Genomic DNA, 17544 nt, shown 5'->3' on the forward strand with positions numbered 1-17544 from the left:
GCAATCGCGTCGTGCGTTGCTTTTGAGTGTCCGTTGCCCTACGCGTCGATTCTCGCATCAGTATCTCCCGCTCCGTGATGGTTCGTCGCGTGCATTCTTGCGCGAGATAGCGTCCGAAAACCACCTGTCCATTCGGACGATTGTTGAGCCGTTTGCGAATCGCTAGATTGGCTGCATTCTCCAAACGATCAGGAATGCAGATGAAATGCGATCCAGTTTGCCAGCCACCTCACGGCGGCTTCACGCTTGTCGAAACGCTGGTCGTGGCCGCGCTGCTGGCGGTGATCGCCGTACTGGCGACGCCGTCGTTCGTGGCGTGGCACGTACGCGACCAGGTTGACGCCCGCGCGAGGGCGTTTGCGTCGACGCTCGCCTATGCGCGCAGCGAGGCGCTACGCCGCGGTGTGCGCGTCACCGTTTGCAGGATCGACGCGGCGCGAGCCTGCCTCGTCTCGGGACAGCCGTGTAGCAACGGCATCGCCGACTGGTCCTGCGGTTGGGCGGTGCTGGCAGACCGCGGCGGCACGCTCTCGCTGCTGCGTGCGCAGCCGCTGCTTGCAGAGGTAAGCATCACCGGCGTGCAGACGAATCTCACATTTACGCCGCCCGCGGGTCAATTGATCGGTGCTTTTCGCAGTTTTGATATCGCACCACGAGTGCAGTCCAAAGCGACGCAGGGCGACAAGTGGCGACGTTGTATCCGTATTGCGGCGGGTGGGCGCGCTCGGCTCACCGAGGGCGCGTGTGGAGCGGCATCATGACGCGATGTTCACCGAACCTGCAGTTGCGCGGCTACGCATCCGCCTGTGGCGGCAGCTCGCTGATCGAAGTGATGCTGGCCGTTGCGTTGACGGCGGTAACCGCGCTCGGGCTGATCGCCGGGCAACTGTGGATCGCACGCGAAGCCCGCGCGATGACCCTGCGCGAACAAGCGGCGTGGATAGCCGATTCCGTCGCGGAAGCGATGGTCGCACCATCCACAATCGATGCCGCAACCAGGCAATGGAACGCACGCGCAAGCGTGCTCCTGCCGCACGGTGAAGCTTCGGTTGGAGCGAGCGGTGCAGTGGCTGCCGCACGGGTGACATGGGCGTCCGTGCAAGACATGCCGCACGCCGATGACGTGATCGACAAGCCAGAATCATGCGGTGGCGTGGACGCTGCGCCAGGCTTCTCATGTATTGCATTGGCGTTCGCACAATGATGCGGCATGCGCATTCTGCGCGCGGTCATACACTGCTCGAGTTGATGATCGCCATGGCGCTGGGACTCGTGGTGACCGCAGGCGCCGTGTCGCTGTACACCACGCAGCGAAGCGCGTTCGAGCGCGCGAGCAATGCGATGCGAATCCGCGATGCGGGTCTGACTGCGCTGACGCTGATTGGCCAGCAATTGCAGATGGCCGGCTTCGTCCCCGCCGATATCGCGTCTTACGACGGCCCGCCTGCGCTGTTCGGATGTTCGGCCGGCCGTCCAACGGGCGCGGACGACAGTCTTACCTGTACGACATTGAGCAGTGGCTCCGACGGCGTCGTGGTCCGTTACGCGGGTGACAACGTGTCGACGTGGCCATCCGCCAGCGGGCAGGTAACCGATTGTGTCGGACAAGCCGCGACAGGCAGCAGTGCGGCGCTCGGCGCACAAGGCGTGCCGGTGGTCAACCGGTACTTTGCAGGCCTCAGCGGATCGACCGGGGAGCCGGAGCTGTACTGCGAAGGCAATGGCAACGCCGGAACCGCGCAGCCGCTGGTGGAGGGCGTCGAGCGCCTGCGAATCAAATATTGGCTGGCCGGGGCGCTGGAAGCAATAAATGCATCGGCGGTGCCGGCCGATCAATGGGCGCAGATAGTGGCCGTCGATCTCTGTGTGCTCGTACGCGGCGTGCCGCAGGGGGAGCGGTCGCGCTATGTGGATTGCGACGGCGTGAGCGCGCTCGGTTCCGACTTGCGACCGCGGCAGGCGTTCTCGCGGCGAGTGGCGCTGCGTAATCATGTGCAGGTCTCCCCGTGACGAAGCGAGCAGAAACAGCAGAGCGGCACCGCATGTACACGCGTCAGACGTACCGCCAACGCGATCATGAACTGCCGCGCCACGCAGATCTCAGCCATACACGTCGTGCGGCGCGTGTTTGCCAGAGCGGTGTCGTTCTGCCAATCGTCCTGTTGATCTCAGCGATGATGTTGGCGACCTCGGCGGTCTGGTTCGAAACGTCGCTCGCCGCAGCTCGCGCAGCCACCAACGTGCACGACTATTTGCAGGCTTTCCATGCCGCGGATTCGGCACTGACCTTGTGCGCCCGCAATGTCATCGCAGCAGGTGTCGAGGCGGCGGCACCCCCGGTCGCAGCCGGTGAGCCGACTCAGTGGAAACTGCAAACCGCATTTGACGCCGGCGCGGTCACACCCGTCGCGCAATGGCCTGGTTCGGTGCGCGCGCCGCAATGTCTGATCGAGGCCTGGCGTCTTGCCACTCGCGCCGATGCCCGGGCGTATCTGTTGACTTCGCGTGGCTTCGGCCGAACCAGCGAGGCGCAGGTCTGGCTGCAAATGGAGCTGGTGATCGACGGTGAGGCGATCGAACGCCATTGGCGACGCGTCGCGGCAAGACCATTTTGATGGGAGGTTCATGACGAGGCTGCACACATCGGCGTTCACGCTGCTCGAACTGATGATTACATTGGCGATTGCCGCGACGTTGGCCGTATTTGCCGTGCCTGCGTACCGCAGCCACGTGGCGCGAACACATCGTATCGATGCGGCATCCGCGTTGTATCGGGCCGCGCAGTTCGTCGAGGGAGCCGCGAGCGATGGCGTGTCGGCATTGCCTCCGGGCCTGGACCAGGCGCCGCAATTCGGCACACCGATTTATCGCCTGCATGTACTGCCGGCGGACGACGCAAATGGCGGGTATTCGATAGAGGCAGCGCCAGGCGAATCCAGTCCGATGCGCGATGATCCCTGCGGCACGTTTACGCTCGATGCGACCGGTCAGCGAGGCAATAGAAGGGAGGCGGCCGGTTCGATGCCGGCCAGTAGTGAATGCTGGAATACGACTTAGCGACTTAGCGACTTAGCGACTTAGCGACTTGGCATCAAAGCGATCGAAGCAACCACCACCTTCACCCGCACTGCTCTCAACGACCGTTACCCGTCGAATCAGCCTTGTCGCGGGAAGACGTCGCAGAATCACGCTTCATCTGCTGCCAGATCCGATACGCTTCCCAGGCAACGAGGCCAAGGCTGCCCCACTTGAGTGCGGGTTTCGCCCCGGCCTTGACAGTCGCGCGCAGCGGTTTGGTCAGCAACAGCGAAAGGATCGAACTGATGAGCGGGTACTCCTTGAGCAGAGCGCCGATCGTGCCTGCGTTGATGAAACGCGTCTTCGAGCCTCGACCTGCGCGCGCACCGCCGAGGCCCGGCAGGATGAACCTGAGCCAGCTGAAATGCATGACCGCCTGCCGCAATTCGCTGGTTGCCTGCGCGAGTTCCATGCGTTCGACGTCCGCCCGCACCAGCAGCAATTCCTTGCGTAGCGCTCGCAAGTGCGGCGCGCTCAGATCTTTGCTCGAGTGGCGCTTGTTACGGAAGGCGGTATCGGAACGGGGCTGGCTCATGGCGTGTCGGCGGCAGTGAAGGTGGGCAGTGAAGCAGCGCTGCGGATCGCTCGGTATTCTTGAAGACGCCGGCGCGCTGAAGGCGCGCCCGTCGCCTTTTCGCTGTCACGGCTTGCGGAACGCGTCGCGGTCTTTTTCGAACTCGGCAATGGTGGCTTCGAATACCATCGGCGCATTGCGCAAACCGCTGCGTGCTTTCAGCGCACACGCGAGGCCCGCAATCGCATAGACGGCGGTGATGCCGGCGAGCGCCTGCCACCGGTAGCTGTCCCAGAACGCGATGGCGATCAACGCGGTCAATGCGATCAGCGCCATCGTGGCAAGCATCATGGCCGCCAGACCCAGGAACAGCACGCCGAGCAACCGGTCTTTTTCTTCGGCGATTTCGATGCCGACCAGTTCAAGCCGCGTCTGCAGAATCGCAAACACGGAACTGATAATGCGGCGCAACGGACTGTGTTCTGCGCGCTGCGATTGTGTGTCGATCGTCATGGCTGTGAGCGATGCGCGTGAAGGCATAACCGGCGCATGCAAAAAAGCGCGCCAGGAGAAGCGGACCGACCAGGCATGCGTCGGCCGACTTGGTTCGTTAATGCGCCGGACGGATGCGTCCCGCGCAACAGCAATGTTACTTGCGGTTGATCAGCAGCCCCAGCAGCACGCCCACGCCCGCCGCAATACCGATGGACGCCCACGGATGCTCGTGCACGTAGTCGTCGGTGGCGCGGGCAGCTTTCTTGCCTTTCTCGACCACCACGACCTGCACGTCAGCCGCCTTTTCCTTGGCCTGCTTCAGACGCGTCAGCGCCGTTTCGCGCAGTTCCGAAGCGCGCTCGCCAGTGGCGCTCGCTGCCTGTTTCAGCAGGTCCTCAGCGTCCGCGAGGACGGTTTTGATATCCGACATCAATCTCTCCTTGTTGACTTCCGACATTGACAGCTCCCCTTCGTCTCACGCCACGCGTGAATCGTAACCAAAGAAACGGCTGCTGGCGAGCGCAGTGCCCGGTTGCCTGCGAGCTTCGCACGAACCGTTCCTGGTAACGCGAAGCGCATAAACAAACACCCATTTAAGGGTCGTGCAGCCAAAGTGTTCTGTAGATGGAGTTGATCTGTCCCGCAAAGTTTCCACCAAATCGGCGAAAATTACAAAACCGCATAAAGTTGTGCCGCGATCTTGGTTCGTCATGTTCGGTCGCTGCCGTATGCTTTATCGTTGCGGAGCGCCGCGCGGCAATGCTCGCGCGGCATGTGCGAACACCTATAGGAGATGCACTATGAGTCTACGTCTTGGCGACATTGCGCCGGATTTCGAGCAGGAGTCGAGTGTCGGTCGTATCAGGTTCCATGAATGGCTGGGTGATAGTTGGGGCGTGCTGTTTTCGCACCCTGCCGACTTCACGCCGGTCTGCACGACCGAACTTGGCCTGACTGCCAGGCTGGCCGACGAGTTCGAAAAGCGCAACGTGAAGACCATCGCGTTATCGGTCGACAGCGCCGAGTCGCACAAGGAGTGGATCAAGGACATTAATGAGACGCAGGCAGCCAACGTGGGCTTCCCGATTCTCGCTGACGGTGATCGGAAGGTCGCCGAGCTGTACGACATGATTCACCCGAACGCGAACGAAACGCTCACGGTCCGCTCGCTGTTCGTGATCGACCCGATAAAGAAGGTGCGTCTGATCATCACGTATCCGGCCAGCACCGGCCGTAACTTCGACGAAGTGCTGCGCGTGATCGACTCGCTACAACTGACCGACAACCACTCGGTGGCGACGCCGGGCAACTGGAAGCAGGGCGATGACGTGGTGATCGTCCCGTCGCTGAAGGACGAGGAAGTCATCAGGCAGAAATTCCCGAAGGGCTACAAGGCGCTGCGTCCGTATCTGCGCATGACGCCCCAGCCGAACAAGTGAGCGGCAAGCGAGCCACCTGCGGGCCGCCAGGTGCGGCATCAGGGGGGCCGCCTGACGCATGATGCGGAAAACGCGACACGGCGTGTGACGCGCCATCGCAACGAAAAAGACCGGTTCGAAAGAACTGGCCTTTTCCACTTTTCCACTTTTCCACTTTTCCAATCGGGCCGCGCGACGGGTAGCGAAACGACGCCGCGCGATCGAGCCACTCAGCGCATCAGCAAACCATCAGAAGAACGCCTGAATGCCCGTTTGCGCGCGTCCGAGAATCAGCGCGTGAATGTCGTGCGTGCCTTCGTAGGTGTTCACCACTTCGAGGTTCACCAGATGCCGCGCAATGCCGTACTCGTCCGAGATGCCGTTGCCGCCGAGCATGTCGCGTGCGAGCCGCGCAATGTCGAGCGCCTTGCCGCATGAATTGCGCTTCATGATCGACGTGATTTCGACAGCCGCAGTGCCTTCGTCCTTCATGCGGCCGAGGCGCAGCACGCCTTGCAGCCCGAGCGTGATCTCGGTCTGCATGTCGGCCAGCTTCTTCTGGATCAACTGGTTGGCGGCGAGCGGCCGGCCGAACTGCTTGCGGTCCAGCACGTACTGACGCGCGGTGTGCCAGCAGGCTTCGGCGGCGCCGAGCGCGCCCCAGGCGATGCCGTAGCGCGCCGAATTCAGACACGTGAACGGGCCGCGCAAGCCGCTCACTCCCGGCATCAGGTTCTCTGCCGGCACGAACACTTCGTCGAGCACGATCTCACCGGTGATCGAAGCACGCAAGCCCACCTTGCTATGGATGGTCGGCGCCGACAGGCCTTTCCAGCCTTTTTCGAGAATGAAGCCGCGGATCGAATCCTTGCCGTCTTCCTCGAGCTTCGCCCACACGACGAACACGTCGGCGATCGGCGAATTGGTGATCCACATCTTCGAGCCCGACAGCGAATAGCCGCCGTCGACTTTCTTCGCGCGCGTGACCATGCTGCCCGGGTCGGAGCCGTGATCCGGTTCGGTCAGGCCGAAGCAGCCGATCCATTCGCCGGAGGCGAGTTTCGGCAGGTATTTTTCCTTCTGCGCCGGCGAGCCGAATTCGTGGATCGGCACCATCACCAGCGATGACTGCACCGACATCATCGACCGGTAGCCGGAATCGACGCGCTCCACTTCACGCGCGATCAGGCCGTACGCGACGTAGTTCAGGCCGGGGCCGCCGTACTGCTCGGGAATCGTCGGGCCGAGCAGGCCGAGTTCGCCCATCTCGCGAAAGATCTCGATGTCGGTTTTCTCGTGGCGGAACGCTTCCAGCACGCGCGGCTGCAGCTTGTCCTGCGCATAAGCTGCGGCGGCATCCCGCACCATGCGTTCGTCTTCGGTGAGCTGCTGATCCAGCAGCAGCGGGTCTTCCCAGTGAAACTGCGCGGCTTCGGCCATGACGTATCTCCTGATTTCTTGCTCGATCCAAGCTTGACTTAAGTTCCGCTATGCGAAACAATGTTTTGCAAACGCACTTGAGTGTACCACCCCATGACGCTGACATCCACTCTCTCTGAATCGCTCGATGAGCGCAAATTCGTCGTCGCCCTCGCCCGCGGGCTGGATTTGCTGCGCGCGTTCAAGCCCGGCGAAACGCTGCTCGGCAATCGCGATTTCGTCGAGCGCACGGGCTTGCCGAAGGCGACCGTCAACCGTCTCGCCTATACGTTGACCGTGCTCGGCTATCTGCGGCTCGACGAAACCCATGGCAAATATGCGCTCGACGCCGGCGTGCTGTCGCTCGGTTTCGCGCTGCTGTCGGGCACCGACACGCTCGAACTCGCGCGTCCGCATATGCGTACGTTCGCGCGAGAGGTGGGCGCAGCGGTCTCGCTCGGTTGCCGGGACGGGCTCGACATGATCTATCTCGAGACGATCCGCAGTGAGACCGCGCTGACGCTCGGGCTGGCATCCGGTTCGAAACTGTCGATGCTGACGAGTTCGATGGGCCGCGCGTATCTGGCCGTGCTGCCGATCGATGTGCGTACCGCCTTGCTCGCCGAACTCAGGAAGGCGGCCGGCAAAGCGGATGCGGCGCTAGTCGCCGATGCCGAAGCGGAAATCGCCGCGTTTGCCACGCAGCGTTGCTGCTATTCGTTTCGCGCGTGGCACGACGATGTGAACGCGGTCGCCGTACCGTTTCGCGAGCCGCGTGACGGGCGCTGGCTGGTGCTCAGTTGCAGCGGGCCGGCGTCGTCGATGGGGGAGGCGGTGTTTCGCGAAAGCGTCGCGCCTCGACTGAAAGCGCTTGCGCGGCGTCTGGGCGACACGGATTGATGTGAAGCGTGCGCGCCGCGCGGCCGGTATCAGGCCGCCCGGTCGTGATAGTGCGCGTTGAACAGCGGCCCCTGCACGAAGCGCACGTCGTACTGCTGCAAGGCAACGAACTGCGTTTCATCCATCACCCGATTGAAAATCAGCGGAACCCGCAGCCGGCTCGCATAGCCGACTAGCGGTTTCACCGTCGCGTCGCGCAATGCGACGACGGCATCCATCTTGATGAAGTCGAGCCGCGCCGTTTCCGACACCGACAGAATCTGCCCCGCGTTGGAAAGATTGCCCGCCACCTTGAAGCCGTAGTGCTGATAGCTTTTCGCCAGATAGCCGAGAAAGGTCTTGTGCGCGACCGCGGCCGCCGGCAGCTCGATTACCACTCGCGACGGAGTCAATCCGAACGACTTCAAGACGGTCGAAAAATGCAGGCCGTGGTCGTACTTCACGCTCTTGAGCAGGCGCTCATGCACGCGCAAGAAGAGCAGCCCATGCCGTTGCGCGCCGAAGAAATTGATCGCGTGCAGCGCGCGTGACATCCGGTCCAGCGCGACCAGTTCCTGATCGTTGCCGATGCGGTCGAACGGATCGAACACCTCGAACGGTGCCGAGCCCAGTTGATACGTAACGGCCTGAAAGCCGAGTTCGTCGCCGAAACGATCGACCTCTTCGGCTCCGGACGACAGCGACTGCGCGAGCGCATGAACACTGATGTCAAAGATCGGCTCATAGGCGCTGGCCAGTTCGAAGTCGTCGAATTGCGCCAGCGCGATGTCGCGATGCGCGCCTTGCCCCATCACCAGATGTTCGCGCAGAAACGGGTGATGGGCGGCACGGGCAACCAGATCGGGGATGGTCGGGGCGATCATGTCGGCGAATGGATGGCGACGATGGACGCGCACTCGGCGCGCGGCAACGCGACGCGGTCACTGCATGTATCGATGGTAGCAGTCCGCCATGCGCGCACATGAACAAATTGCTCATAAGCATATCCGCCGAAAGCCCGCGCGGGCGGGCCACAGACGGTCGTTCCGCTGCTTTTCAGGGTATACGTTAATTTCACTATACGTAATTCGTTTTACTATACGTAACTTCTTGGCGCGACGCTGATGGCCGGCCGTCAACGCGCTGGCTGGCCATTTTTATCCAACCGCGCTGCGTTCGACGGGCATCGGCTGGAGTCTCGGCATCGGCCGGGTCGGTTCGGTGATCGGGCCGCTGATCGGCGGTCAACTGATCGCGCTGAACTGGTCGAACGCAGCGCTGTTTCATGCGGCCGCCGTCCCGGTGCTGTGTTCCGCGTTGCTGGTGATCGCGCTCGCCGGCGCGACGCGGCGGCGCGGCAGCCCGTCGGAGCGGCAACCTGCCTGAAGTGAAAGATCGAGTACCAACGGAGAACCTTGCATGGATACCCCAACCCGTACGCCGGCTGTCGCCCCCGCCCGGCTCGAAATCGAGCCGGGCTATCAGTCGGGCTTCGCCAACGAATTCGCGACGGAGGCCTTGCCCGGCGCGTTGCCGACCGGCCGCAATTCGCCGCAACGCGCGGCCTATGGTCTGTACACCGAACAATTGTCGGGCACCGCGTTCACCGCGCCGCGCGGACACAACCGCCGTTCATGGTTGTACCGGATCCGTCCGGCGGCAGTGCACCAGCCGTTCACGCCGCTGCCTTCGGAGCGCCTCGTCGCGAACTTCGCCGAGGTACCGCCTACGCCGCCGAACCAGTTGCGTTGGGACGCGTTGCCGATGCCGAGCGCGCCGACCGATTTCATCGACGGCTGGTTGACGATGGCGGGCAACGGCGCGGCCGAAGCCATGAGCGGCTGCGCGATTCACCTGTACGCGGCGAACCGTTCGATGCAGGACCGCTTCTTCTATAACGCCGACGGCGAATTGCTGATCGTGCCGCAGGAAGGGCGCCTCGATATCGCGACCGAAATGGGCCGCATCGCACTCGAGCCGTTCGAGATCGCGGTGATCCCGCGCGGCGTGCGCTTCGCGGTGAGCCTGCCGGACGGCACGGCGCGCGGCTACATCTGCGAGAACTTCGGCGCGTTGCTGCGCTTGCCCGACCTCGGTCCGATCGGCTCGAACGGCCTCGCCAATCCGCGCGACTTTCTCACGCCACACGCCGCGTATGAAGACCGCGAAGGCGACTTCGAACTCGTCGCCAAGATGAACGGCAATCTGTGGCGTGCCGCGATTGGCCATTCGCCGCTCGACGTCGTCGCGTGGCACGGCAACTACGCGCCGTACAAGTACGACCTGCGGCGCTTCAACACGATCGGCTCGATCAGCTTCGACCATCCGGACCCGTCGATTTTCCTCGTGCTGCAATCGCAAAGCGACACGCCGGGCGTCGACTCGATCGACTTCGTGATCTTCCCGCCGCGCTGGCTCGCCGCCGAAGATACGTTCCGTCCGCCCTGGTTTCACCGCAACGTCGCGAGCGAATTCATGGGCCTCGTGCACGGCGTGTACGACGCCAAGGCCGAGGGTTTCCTGCCGGGCGGCGCGAGTCTGCACAACTGCATGTCGGGACATGGACCGGACGCCGACACGTTCGAGAAAGCGTCGCACAGCGATACGTCGACCCCGCACAAAGTCGGCGACACGATGGCCTTCATGTTCGAGACGCGCACGCTCATCAAGCCGACGCGTTTGGCGCTCGAAAGCGCGCAATTGCAGGCGCATTACTACGAGTGCTGGCAAGGTCTCAAGAAACACTTCAACCCGGAGCAACAATGAGCGCATTGAGCGATGTTCAGGCGACGCTCGATCCGTCGCGCAAAAGCTGGATCGAATCCGCCAACGATTCGACTAGCGATTTTTCGATTCAGAACCTGCCGTTCGGCATTTTCAGCGACCGGCACAACGACGCGCGCCGCGTGGGTGTCGCGATCGGCGACCAGATCGCCGACCTGGCCGTGTTGCAGAGCGCGGGACTGCTGCAGGTGCCGGCGCAACACGTGTTCGCCCGCGACACGCTGAATGATTTCATCGCGCTCGGTCGCGACGCATGGCGCGGTGTGCGCATCCAGTTGAGCCATCTGCTGGCGCGCGACACCGCAACGTTGCGCGACGACCCCGCGCTGCGCGCGAAGGCGCTGGTGCGCCAGGCCGACGCGCATCTGCATCTGCCGGTGCAGATTCCCGGCTACACCGATTTCTATTCGTCGAAGGAGCATGCGACGAATGTCGGCGCGATGTTTCGGGATCCGAAGAATGCACTGCTGCCGAACTGGTCGGAGATGCCGATCGGGTACAACGGACGTGCGTCGTCGGTGGTGGTGAGCGGCACGCCGGTGCGTCGTCCGAATGGTCAGTTGAAGCTGCCGGATCAGGAGCGTCCGGTGTTCGGCGCCTGCCGCAAGCTGGATATCGAACTGGAAACCGGCTTCGTGATCGGTGGCGGCAATGCATTGGGCGAGCCGGTTGCGTGCGCCGACGCTGAGGCGCATATCTTCGGCATGGTGCTCCTGAACGACTGGAGCGCGCGTGATATCCAGCAATGGGAATACGTGCCGCTGGGCCCGTTCAACGCCAAGACGTTCGCGACCACGATCTCGCCCTGGATCGTCACGCTCGACGCGCTCGAACCGTTCCGCGTCGCGCAGCCGGTGCAGGAGCCGCAGCCGCTCGCGTATCTGCGTCACGACGGCGAGCATGCGTTCGACATCCACCTCGAAGTGACGCTGCGCCCGCGTGAGGCGCGGCAGGCCAGCACGATTGCGCGGACCAACTTCAGGCATATGTACTGGACGATGGCGCAGCAGCTCGCGCATCACACGGTATCGGGCTGCAACACGCGAGTGGGCGACCTGATGGGTTCGGGCACGATCAGCGGACCGACCGAGGACTCGTACGGCAGCCTGCTTGAATTGACATGGAACGGCAAGAAGCCGCTCGAGCTGAAAGAAGGGGGCACGCGCAGCTTCATCGAAGACGGTGACGAATTGACGCTCGCCGGCTGGTGTCAGGGCGATGGCTATCGCGTGGGCTTCGGCACCTGTGTGGGCGAAATTCTGCCGGCGCAGCGCTAGCAAACCTGTGAAGAGGACAGGCCGGCACACGTGCCGGCCTTTTTTCGCTCAACGAAGCGGGAGCGTGGCCGGCGAGCGCCATCACGTCGTGCGCGGGAGTGCCGGACCGATCACCCCTTCAGCAAGCCGAACACCGCGACCCCGTTGGTCGTTCCGACATACACCTTGCCGTTGGCGATCATCGGCGTGATGAACTTGTTGCCCGCGCCGAACTGATCGCGCGTGCCCATCTGATTGCTGTTGTACAGCTCGGTAGCGAGATTGGCCGGATCGAATGCATGCAACGCCGCAATGTTGCCATTTTCCGCAGCCCACACGATGCCGTTGGCCGAGCCGTTGGCCGAGATGCTGGGTGTCGTCCCGGGATAGGGGAAAGTCATCGTGCTCTGCGCGGAAGGCGTCGCCGACAGCCGCGCATTGGTCAGCGTGAACGCCTTCAGATGATCGTCGACCGAGCCGAAATAGATCTGGCCGTTGAAATAGGCGGGCATGCCGAACTCCCCGCCGCTCAATTGGCCCGCGATTTCCTGATAGATGTTGTCGCCCGCGGCATTGAACTTGCCCATCGAGTCGCGATTGAGCACATAGATGATGTCGTCCTTGCCCGTGCCGAGCGTAAGGTGCTGGACGGCGCCGTTCGCATCGGTGAGATCGGGCAGTACGAGTGCGCCGCCGGAGCCGAGGTCTTTGTCGACGTTGGACTCCTGCACGATGTTCGACATCGCGAAGTAATCCGCGACGGCAAGACCACCCGTGGTGCCCAGTTTCAGGTACGTATTGCCGAAGTCGCCCTGAGCGGGAAAGCCACCGGCGTTCATCGTCGTGTCGAATGTGCCGTTGCCGTCGAGCAGATAGATGAACGAGCCATCCGACGCGGGCGCGGTTCCGCTCATCCAGATTGCGCCGTCCGAACCGTTCGGCGTGATGTTGAGCACGGTGGTCTGCTGCAAGGTGTCGGCGCTATAGCCGATGACCCAGCCCGTGTAGGCGCCCGCATCGCAATGCGACGTCCACGTCGTGTAGATGACGCCGCCGAGCAGCAGCAAGCCCGCGCGCTCGGCATACGACGACGGCGCGAACACGACGCGTCCGTTCGAGCTGTTCGCGCCAGTGCCAGGATAGCTGGCGACCACTTCCGTCGGTCCGTTCAGCAGCTCCGCGCCGGTCGCGAGATCGAGCGCGTGCACCCGCTGATGGTAGCCGCCACTCGCGTCCTTCGACATCGCGACGACGTAGATCGTGCCGTGCGCGCCACGCGAGCGGTCGATGACCGGCGTCGACGTGATGCCGATCTCCGGCGTGATTTGAGGGCAACCGAGATTGTCACTCGGCGTTTCGGCCGCGCTGAGCGTGCTGACCTGCCAGAGTTGCGCGCCGCTGTCGGCATCGAAAGCGAACACGCTGCCGTGCTCGGTCACGACGTACAGCACGTTATGCGTGCCGCCCGCGATCGCCAGCGAGCCGATATAGAGCGGTTGCCCGTCGACTTTGCCGTCGACGGCGAAAAAGCCGACCTTGCCAAACGTCGTCGCGTTGACGTTCGCGGGCGTCAGGATGGTTTCGTTGAGATTCTGGCCCGTGCGGCCGATGTCGTTGTGATAGGTGAGCACATCGTGCGTGGCGGCCATTGCGGTGCTGCCCCCCGACATGCCCGTGCCGCTGCTGCCCGAGCCGCTCATTCCGCCGGTGCCCGTGCCACCCGTCGAGCCGCTGCCGCCTGTCGTCGCGCCGGTGCCTGATGCGCCGCCACTGCCCGCTGCGCCGCTCGATCCTCCGCCACTGCCACTGCCACCACCACCGCCGCCACCGCAATCCGCAAACAGGATCGCAACCAGCAGGATCAATGCGCTCAGGAGGTAAAAGCGGCGCGGGGCGTGCAGAATCTTCATGGCGAACTCCCCATTGCTTGCGACGGAGCCGTGAGGCATGGCCCGTTCAGCGAAATGCCGTGCAGAAATGCGCTGCAATGTGGAGCAAGATTAGCATCAAGCGTGCTAATCGCGACGCCAGCGTTTAGTGCGCTGTGGTCATCCGATGGCCCGTATCGGCGCGCGGCGTTTTTCCCACCACACGGCGCCAAGAAATGCGAGCGCGGCAAACAGCAGCACGCCGATCAGCGCGTCGTTGCCGACACCTTTCATCAGTGCGCCGGCCACCAGCGGGCCGCCGAAACTGGCCGCGCTCCACGACGCGCCCACCAGCGAACTCGCCGACACCAGCGCGACGCCGCGAAAGCGCTCGCCGCATGCGACCAGCGACAACGTGTAGATCGCTCCGGCGGCCGCGCCGAGCACATACAGCAGCGGCCAGCGCAGCCAGGGTGACGTGATTGCCCACGGCACAAGCGGCAGCAGCGCAATCACCATCACACCGCAGCCGATATGCACACGCTCGCGGCCGAGCCGGTCGGCGAGCCAGCCGATCGGAAACTGCATCGTCGTATCGCCGAGCAGCAGCGCCGACGCGAACAGCACGGCCACTTCGCTCGTGATGCCGTGCGACATCGCCAGCAGCGGCAGCAACGACAGCGCGAGCGTGTCGAACAGCGCGAAGAAGCCCGTGCCGATCACGAGCGCGGGCATCTGCGGCAGCACATGACGCCAGCTGCCGTGCGCGGCGTGCTCATCGCCGGCGGCGCGCGGCGTCGAACGGATGGTGGCGAGCATCGGCAAGGCCAGCAGGAAAATCGCGCCGCACACGAGGAAGCGCCAGTGCGTGTAGCCTTCGATCTGGCTCACCAGCACCGGGCCCGACATCTGGAACAGCGTGAAGTTGGTCGCGTAGATCGCGATCACCCGGCCGCGCGACGCGTCGTCGGCCAACTGGTTGACCCACGCCTCGCCGATCGTGAAGAGCAGCATCAGCGCCGCGCCGCAGAGCACGCGCAGCAGCGCCCACAGCCACAGATTCGCGGTGAGCTGCATCAGCGCGGTGGCGAACGCCACCACCAGCACCGCGCCGACGATCACCTCGCGGCCGCCGAAGCGCGTCGCGACCCAGCCGGCCAGCGGCACGACGACGAGGCCGCCGCCCGCTTGCGCGGCGCTCAGCAGGCCGACCACGTCGGTGCCGTAGCCGGCTTGCGTGAGCGCGAGCGCGGTGAGCGGGAGCGTGGCGCCGGTGCCGAGTCCGACGACGGCGACGCTCAAGATCAGCGCGAGGAAATCGCGGGTGAAGATGACTTTCATCGGCCGAGATGCTACTACAGCCGCGCAGCGTTGGAGCTTCGCTCCGGGACCGGATGAACGCGCGCCGGACGGTGTGCGAAGGGCGTGCGAAGGATGTGCGCCGTTAGCCGGCCACCGCCATTCTCTGCGCGCGCCGGTCGATCGACACCGACCACAGCGTCAGGATCAGCGCGCCGAGCGAGGTCGCCACGCCGACCCACGGCAGCGCTGTGAGCGGTGCGCCCGCACCGATCGCCATGCCGCCGAGCCACGCACCGGTGGCGTTGCCGAGGTTGAACGCGCCCTGGTTCAGGGTGGAGGCGAGGTTGGGCGCGTGGCTCGCACGATCGACGATCAGCATTTGCAGTGGCGGCACGATCGCAAAGGCGAGGATGCCCCACACGAAGATGGTGATCATCGCCGGAATCTCTGCGTGCATCGTGCCGGCGAAGATCGTCAGGATCACGACGATGGCCAGCAGGAACGCCACCAGCGACGGCATCAGCCGCCAGTCGGCAAGCTTGCCGCCGAGCGTGCTGCCGACCGTCAGACCGAGGCCGAACAGCAGCAGCACGAGCGTGACCGCGTGCGGCGTGAAGCCGGTCACGTCTTCGAGAATCGGCGTGATGTACGTGAAGGTGGAAAAGAGGCTCGCCGACGCGAGTACGCTGATGCCGAGCACCATCAGCACTTGCGGGTTCTTCAGCACGCTGAATTCGTGCATGAGGCTCGCCTTCTGCATTTCGATGCGCGCCGGCAGGCACGCGGCGAGCGCGGCCGCCGCGGCGACGCCGATGCCCGTCACCGCCCAGAACGTTGCGCGCCAGCCCACCGCCTGACCGAGCGCCGTGCCGAGCGGCACGCCCAGCACGTTGGCGAGCGTCAGGCCGGTGAACATCAGCGCGATGGCTTGCGCGCGGCGGTTCGGCGCGACCAGTCCCGCGGCCACCACCGAGCCGATGCCGAAGAACGCGCCATGGCAGAACGCCGTGACGATGCGCGCGGCCATCAGCACCGCGTAGCCCGGCGCGACCGCGCACAGCAGGTTGCCCACGATGAACACGCCAATCAGGCTCATCAGCGCCGTCTTGCGCGGCATGTTGGCGACCGCGATCGCGACGATCGGCGCGCCGATCGTGACGCCGAGCGCATAGGCCGACACCAGCATGCCCGCAGCCGGGATCGACACGGACAGATCGCGTGCGACATCGGGCAAGAGCCCCATGATCACGAACTCGGTGGTACCGATTCCAAACGCGGCGACGGCAAGGGCGAGCAGGGGCAAAGGCATGAGGAATGGGGCGTGAATCGGCAGCGTGAATCGGGAACGGGAATCAGCGCGACGCGTTGCGTGGCAGGCGCGCATTTTCGAGGCGCGAACGCTGGCGCCGAGCCAGGGGAAAACAGTAGGGGATTCTACCTAAGTCAAAACCACCTTGCTGACCACCGTGCCGACCACCGAAGCGGCTGTTGTTTTTTGCGGAAAAGCCGCCGCGCCGGGCCGGCGGATGACGTGACCGGCCGCGCCAGCTGAGTCGGGTGTCAGTGAATAAGCGGATGAGTGGGCTTGAGAGCGGCGCGTGAGCAGGGTAGCAGGCGACGGGTCAAGGGTTAGCCATGCGGGTCCACGCCGGGCGAATCGAGCGGATCGAGCGGATCAAGCGTACGGCCGTGGCGGCCGGCGCCGTCTACGAAACGGGCCGCACCGGCGACGCCTTCTTCGAAGACCGCCTGATAGCCGCCCGCGCCCTCGCGGCGCAGCGCTTCGGCGAGATCGTCGAGCATGCTGTTTTCCAGCGCCGAACGGCGGTCGGCGAGCAGCGCCGCCTGCGGGAAGGCGGCAAGCTCGGCGGCCAGCTGCTCGGCCGCCGCGCGTACCGTACCCTTCGCCACGACCCGATTGGCGAGACCCAGCGCAAGCGCTTCCTGCGCATGCACCGCGCGGCCGGTCAGGATCAGGTCGAGCGCCCGTGACAGTCCGATCAGGCGCGGCAAACGGATCGTGCCGCCGTCGATCAGTGGAATGCCGACGCGCCGGCAGAACACGCCGAGCACCGCGTCGTCTTCGACGACGCGCAGGTCGCACAGCGCCGCCAGTTCCAGCCCGCCAGCGACGGCGTAACCGGCGATCGCCGCGATCACCGGCTTGCTGAAGGCCATGCGCGTCGGGCCCATCGGGCCAGGTCCGCTGCCGTCGGCGTGCAGTTCGTTGCGACGGGTGTCGTCGGCCAGCGCGCTCAGATCCGCGCCGGCGCAAAACGTGCCGCCTGCGCCGAACAGCACCGCCGCGCGCCATGCCGGCTCCGCTTCGAAGCGGCTGAACGCGGCGCTCAACGCATCGGCGACGGGGCGGTCCACCGCATTGCGCCGCGCGGGCCGTTCCAGAACGATGGTCGCGACGCCGGTGTCCGAATCGGCCTCGATACGGACGTATTCACTGAAATATTGCGTGATTTTCATCGTTATCTATTTGAAGCTCGGCGTGCGCCTGTTAATCGGGGCGTATTGCGTAT

General features: G+C 64.3%; 18 protein-coding genes and 1 pseudogene. 10 read left to right on the forward strand and 9 right to left on the reverse strand.

The window, feature by feature from the left end:
- The first annotated feature begins 194 nt into the window (after window positions 1-194).
- The 5 genes from BN2475_RS17855 to BN2475_RS17875 all read left to right on the forward strand — a co-directional run bounded on the left by BN2475_RS17855 (window position 195) and on the right by BN2475_RS17875 (window position 3057).
- Window positions 195-761 carry a GspH/FimT family pseudopilin gene (locus BN2475_RS17855; RefSeq protein WP_094780831.1) on the forward strand — a complete coding sequence of 189 codons (567 nt, stop codon included), beginning with the start codon at window positions 195-197 and terminating at the stop codon, window positions 759-761.
- Window positions 758-1204, forward strand: a complete 447-nt coding sequence (locus BN2475_RS17860; RefSeq protein ID WP_094780909.1) for a type IV pilus modification PilV family protein — start codon at window positions 758-760, stop codon at window positions 1202-1204. Before BN2475_RS17855 ends, BN2475_RS17860 begins: the two co-directional genes overlap by 4 nt.
- Complete coding sequence (locus BN2475_RS17865) at window positions 1201-2010, forward strand: PilW family protein (RefSeq protein ID WP_094780832.1); 810 nt, start codon at window positions 1201-1203, stop codon at window positions 2008-2010. Before BN2475_RS17860 ends, BN2475_RS17865 begins: the two co-directional genes overlap by 4 nt.
- A gap of 164 nt (window positions 2011-2174) precedes the next feature.
- On the forward strand, window positions 2175-2615 hold the full coding sequence (locus tag BN2475_RS17870) for a pilus assembly PilX family protein (RefSeq protein ID WP_094780910.1): 441 nt from the start codon (window positions 2175-2177) through the stop codon (window positions 2613-2615).
- Between the two features lie 10 nt (window positions 2616-2625).
- The gene (locus tag BN2475_RS17875; RefSeq protein ID WP_094780833.1) at window positions 2626-3057 is read left to right on the forward strand and encodes a type IV pilin protein; all 432 of its coding nucleotides are present in this window, start codon (window positions 2626-2628) and stop codon (window positions 3055-3057) included.
- 76 nt (window positions 3058-3133) lie between these two features.
- Here BN2475_RS17875 and BN2475_RS17880 read toward each other — a convergent pair whose 3' ends face one another.
- The 3 genes from BN2475_RS17880 to BN2475_RS17890 form a co-directional block, all read right to left on the reverse strand.
- Window positions 3134-3613: a DUF3318 domain-containing protein gene (locus BN2475_RS17880; RefSeq protein ID WP_094780834.1), complete on the reverse strand. Its 480-nt coding sequence runs from the start codon at window positions 3611-3613 to the stop codon at window positions 3134-3136.
- A gap of 105 nt (window positions 3614-3718) precedes the next feature.
- The gene (locus BN2475_RS17885; protein WP_094780835.1) at window positions 3719-4105 is read right to left on the reverse strand and encodes a phage holin family protein; all 387 of its coding nucleotides are present in this window, start codon (window positions 4103-4105) and stop codon (window positions 3719-3721) included.
- A 136-nt stretch (window positions 4106-4241) separates the two neighbouring features.
- The gene (locus BN2475_RS17890) at window positions 4242-4544 is read right to left on the reverse strand and encodes an ElaB/YgaM/YqjD family protein (protein WP_094780836.1); all 303 of its coding nucleotides are present in this window, start codon (window positions 4542-4544) and stop codon (window positions 4242-4244) included.
- 343 nt (window positions 4545-4887) lie between these two features.
- Here BN2475_RS17890 and BN2475_RS17895 point away from each other — a divergent pair, with 343 nt between their 5' ends.
- Window positions 4888-5526: a peroxiredoxin gene (locus BN2475_RS17895; RefSeq protein WP_094780837.1), complete on the forward strand. Its 639-nt coding sequence runs from the start codon at window positions 4888-4890 to the stop codon at window positions 5524-5526.
- 228 nt (window positions 5527-5754) lie between these two features.
- Here the strand turns inward: BN2475_RS17895 and BN2475_RS17900 are convergent, their stop codons facing one another.
- Complete coding sequence (locus tag BN2475_RS17900; RefSeq protein ID WP_094780838.1) at window positions 5755-6945, reverse strand: acyl-CoA dehydrogenase; 1191 nt, start codon at window positions 6943-6945, stop codon at window positions 5755-5757.
- 93 nt (window positions 6946-7038) lie between these two features.
- On the opposite strand from BN2475_RS17900, the gene BN2475_RS17905 reads away from it, so the two are divergent.
- Window positions 7039-7824, forward strand: a complete 786-nt coding sequence (locus BN2475_RS17905) for an IclR family transcriptional regulator (RefSeq protein ID WP_094780839.1) — start codon at window positions 7039-7041, stop codon at window positions 7822-7824.
- A gap of 29 nt (window positions 7825-7853) precedes the next feature.
- On the opposite strand, the gene BN2475_RS17910 is transcribed toward BN2475_RS17905, so the two are convergent.
- A complete protein-coding gene (locus tag BN2475_RS17910) occupies window positions 7854-8687 on the reverse strand; it encodes an EAL domain-containing protein (protein ID WP_094780840.1) in 834 nt (277 codons plus the stop codon).
- 244 nt (window positions 8688-8931) lie between these two features.
- Between BN2475_RS17910 and BN2475_RS17915 the strand changes: the two are divergent.
- The 3 genes and pseudogenes from BN2475_RS17915 to fahA form a co-directional block, all read left to right on the forward strand.
- A pseudogene (locus tag BN2475_RS17915) lies at window positions 8932-9189 on the forward strand (aromatic acid/H+ symport family MFS transporter); the annotation flags it as partial.
- Between the two features lie 33 nt (window positions 9190-9222).
- Window positions 9223-10569 (forward strand): homogentisate 1,2-dioxygenase, encoded by a 1347-nt coding sequence (hmgA, locus tag BN2475_RS17920; protein ID WP_094780841.1) that lies wholly within the window; start codon window positions 9223-9225, stop codon window positions 10567-10569.
- On the forward strand, window positions 10566-11864 hold the full coding sequence (gene fahA, locus BN2475_RS17925; protein WP_094780842.1) for a fumarylacetoacetase: 1299 nt from the start codon (window positions 10566-10568) through the stop codon (window positions 11862-11864). Before hmgA ends, fahA begins: the two co-directional genes overlap by 4 nt.
- A gap of 110 nt (window positions 11865-11974) precedes the next feature.
- Here the strand turns inward: fahA and BN2475_RS17930 are convergent, their stop codons facing one another.
- The 4 genes from BN2475_RS17930 to BN2475_RS17945 all read right to left on the reverse strand — a co-directional run bounded on the left by BN2475_RS17930 (window position 11975) and on the right by BN2475_RS17945 (window position 17491).
- Window positions 11975-13753, reverse strand: a complete 1779-nt coding sequence (locus tag BN2475_RS17930; RefSeq protein WP_094780911.1) for a PQQ-binding-like beta-propeller repeat protein — start codon at window positions 13751-13753, stop codon at window positions 11975-11977.
- 138 nt (window positions 13754-13891) lie between these two features.
- Window positions 13892-15052, reverse strand: coding sequence for an MFS transporter (locus BN2475_RS17935; protein WP_094780843.1), 1161 nt, complete (start codon window positions 15050-15052; stop codon window positions 13892-13894).
- Between the two features lie 103 nt (window positions 15053-15155).
- A complete protein-coding gene (locus tag BN2475_RS17940) occupies window positions 15156-16322 on the reverse strand; it encodes an MFS transporter (protein ID WP_094780844.1) in 1167 nt (388 codons plus the stop codon).
- Between the two features lie 320 nt (window positions 16323-16642).
- Window positions 16643-17491, reverse strand: a complete 849-nt coding sequence (locus tag BN2475_RS17945) for a crotonase/enoyl-CoA hydratase family protein (RefSeq protein ID WP_094780845.1) — start codon at window positions 17489-17491, stop codon at window positions 16643-16645.
- Between the last annotated feature and the right edge of the window lie 53 nt (window positions 17492-17544).

The sequence above is a fragment of the Paraburkholderia ribeironis genome (assembly GCF_900019265.1).
Lineage (GTDB): Bacteria > Pseudomonadota > Gammaproteobacteria > Burkholderiales > Burkholderiaceae > Paraburkholderia > Paraburkholderia ribeironis.

Bases quoted from the DNA above. Each gene is read 5' to 3' on its own strand.
- BN2475_RS17905 (WP_094780839.1), top strand. From the start codon at position 7,039: ATGACGCTGACATCCACTCTCTCTGAATCGCTCGATGAGCGCAAATTC.
- BN2475_RS17855 (WP_094780831.1), top strand. From the start codon at position 195: ATGCAGATGAAATGCGATCCAGTTTGCCAGCCACCTCACGGCGGCTTC.
- BN2475_RS17865 (WP_094780832.1), top strand. From the start codon at position 1,201: ATGATGCGGCATGCGCATTCTGCGCGCGGTCATACACTGCTCGAGTTG.
- BN2475_RS17885 (WP_094780835.1), bottom strand. From the start codon at position 4,105: ATGACGATCGACACACAATCGCAGCGCGCAGAACACAGTCCGTTGCGC.
- BN2475_RS17940 (WP_094780844.1), bottom strand. From the start codon at position 16,322: ATGCCTTTGCCCCTGCTCGCCCTTGCCGTCGCCGCGTTTGGAATCGGT.
- BN2475_RS17870 (WP_094780910.1), top strand. From the start codon at position 2,175: ATGATGTTGGCGACCTCGGCGGTCTGGTTCGAAACGTCGCTCGCCGCA.
- BN2475_RS17935 (WP_094780843.1), bottom strand. From the start codon at position 15,052: ATGAAAGTCATCTTCACCCGCGATTTCCTCGCGCTGATCTTGAGCGTC.
- BN2475_RS17930 (WP_094780911.1), bottom strand. From the start codon at position 13,753: ATGAAGATTCTGCACGCCCCGCGCCGCTTTTACCTCCTGAGCGCATTG.
- BN2475_RS17895 (WP_094780837.1), top strand. From the start codon at position 4,888: ATGAGTCTACGTCTTGGCGACATTGCGCCGGATTTCGAGCAGGAGTCG.
- BN2475_RS17875 (WP_094780833.1), top strand. From the start codon at position 2,626: ATGACGAGGCTGCACACATCGGCGTTCACGCTGCTCGAACTGATGATT.
- BN2475_RS17860 (WP_094780909.1), top strand. From the start codon at position 758: ATGACGCGATGTTCACCGAACCTGCAGTTGCGCGGCTACGCATCCGCC.
- BN2475_RS17900 (WP_094780838.1), bottom strand. From the start codon at position 6,945: ATGGCCGAAGCCGCGCAGTTTCACTGGGAAGACCCGCTGCTGCTGGAT.
- BN2475_RS17890 (WP_094780836.1), bottom strand. From the start codon at position 4,544: ATGTCGGAAGTCAACAAGGAGAGATTGATGTCGGATATCAAAACCGTC.
- BN2475_RS17945 (WP_094780845.1), bottom strand. From the start codon at position 17,491: ATGAAAATCACGCAATATTTCAGTGAATACGTCCGTATCGAGGCCGAT.
- hmgA (WP_094780841.1), top strand. From the start codon at position 9,223: ATGGATACCCCAACCCGTACGCCGGCTGTCGCCCCCGCCCGGCTCGAA.
- BN2475_RS17910 (WP_094780840.1), bottom strand. From the start codon at position 8,687: ATGATCGCCCCGACCATCCCCGATCTGGTTGCCCGTGCCGCCCATCAC.
- BN2475_RS17880 (WP_094780834.1), bottom strand. From the start codon at position 3,613: ATGAGCCAGCCCCGTTCCGATACCGCCTTCCGTAACAAGCGCCACTCG.
- fahA (WP_094780842.1), top strand. From the start codon at position 10,566: ATGAGCGCATTGAGCGATGTTCAGGCGACGCTCGATCCGTCGCGCAAA.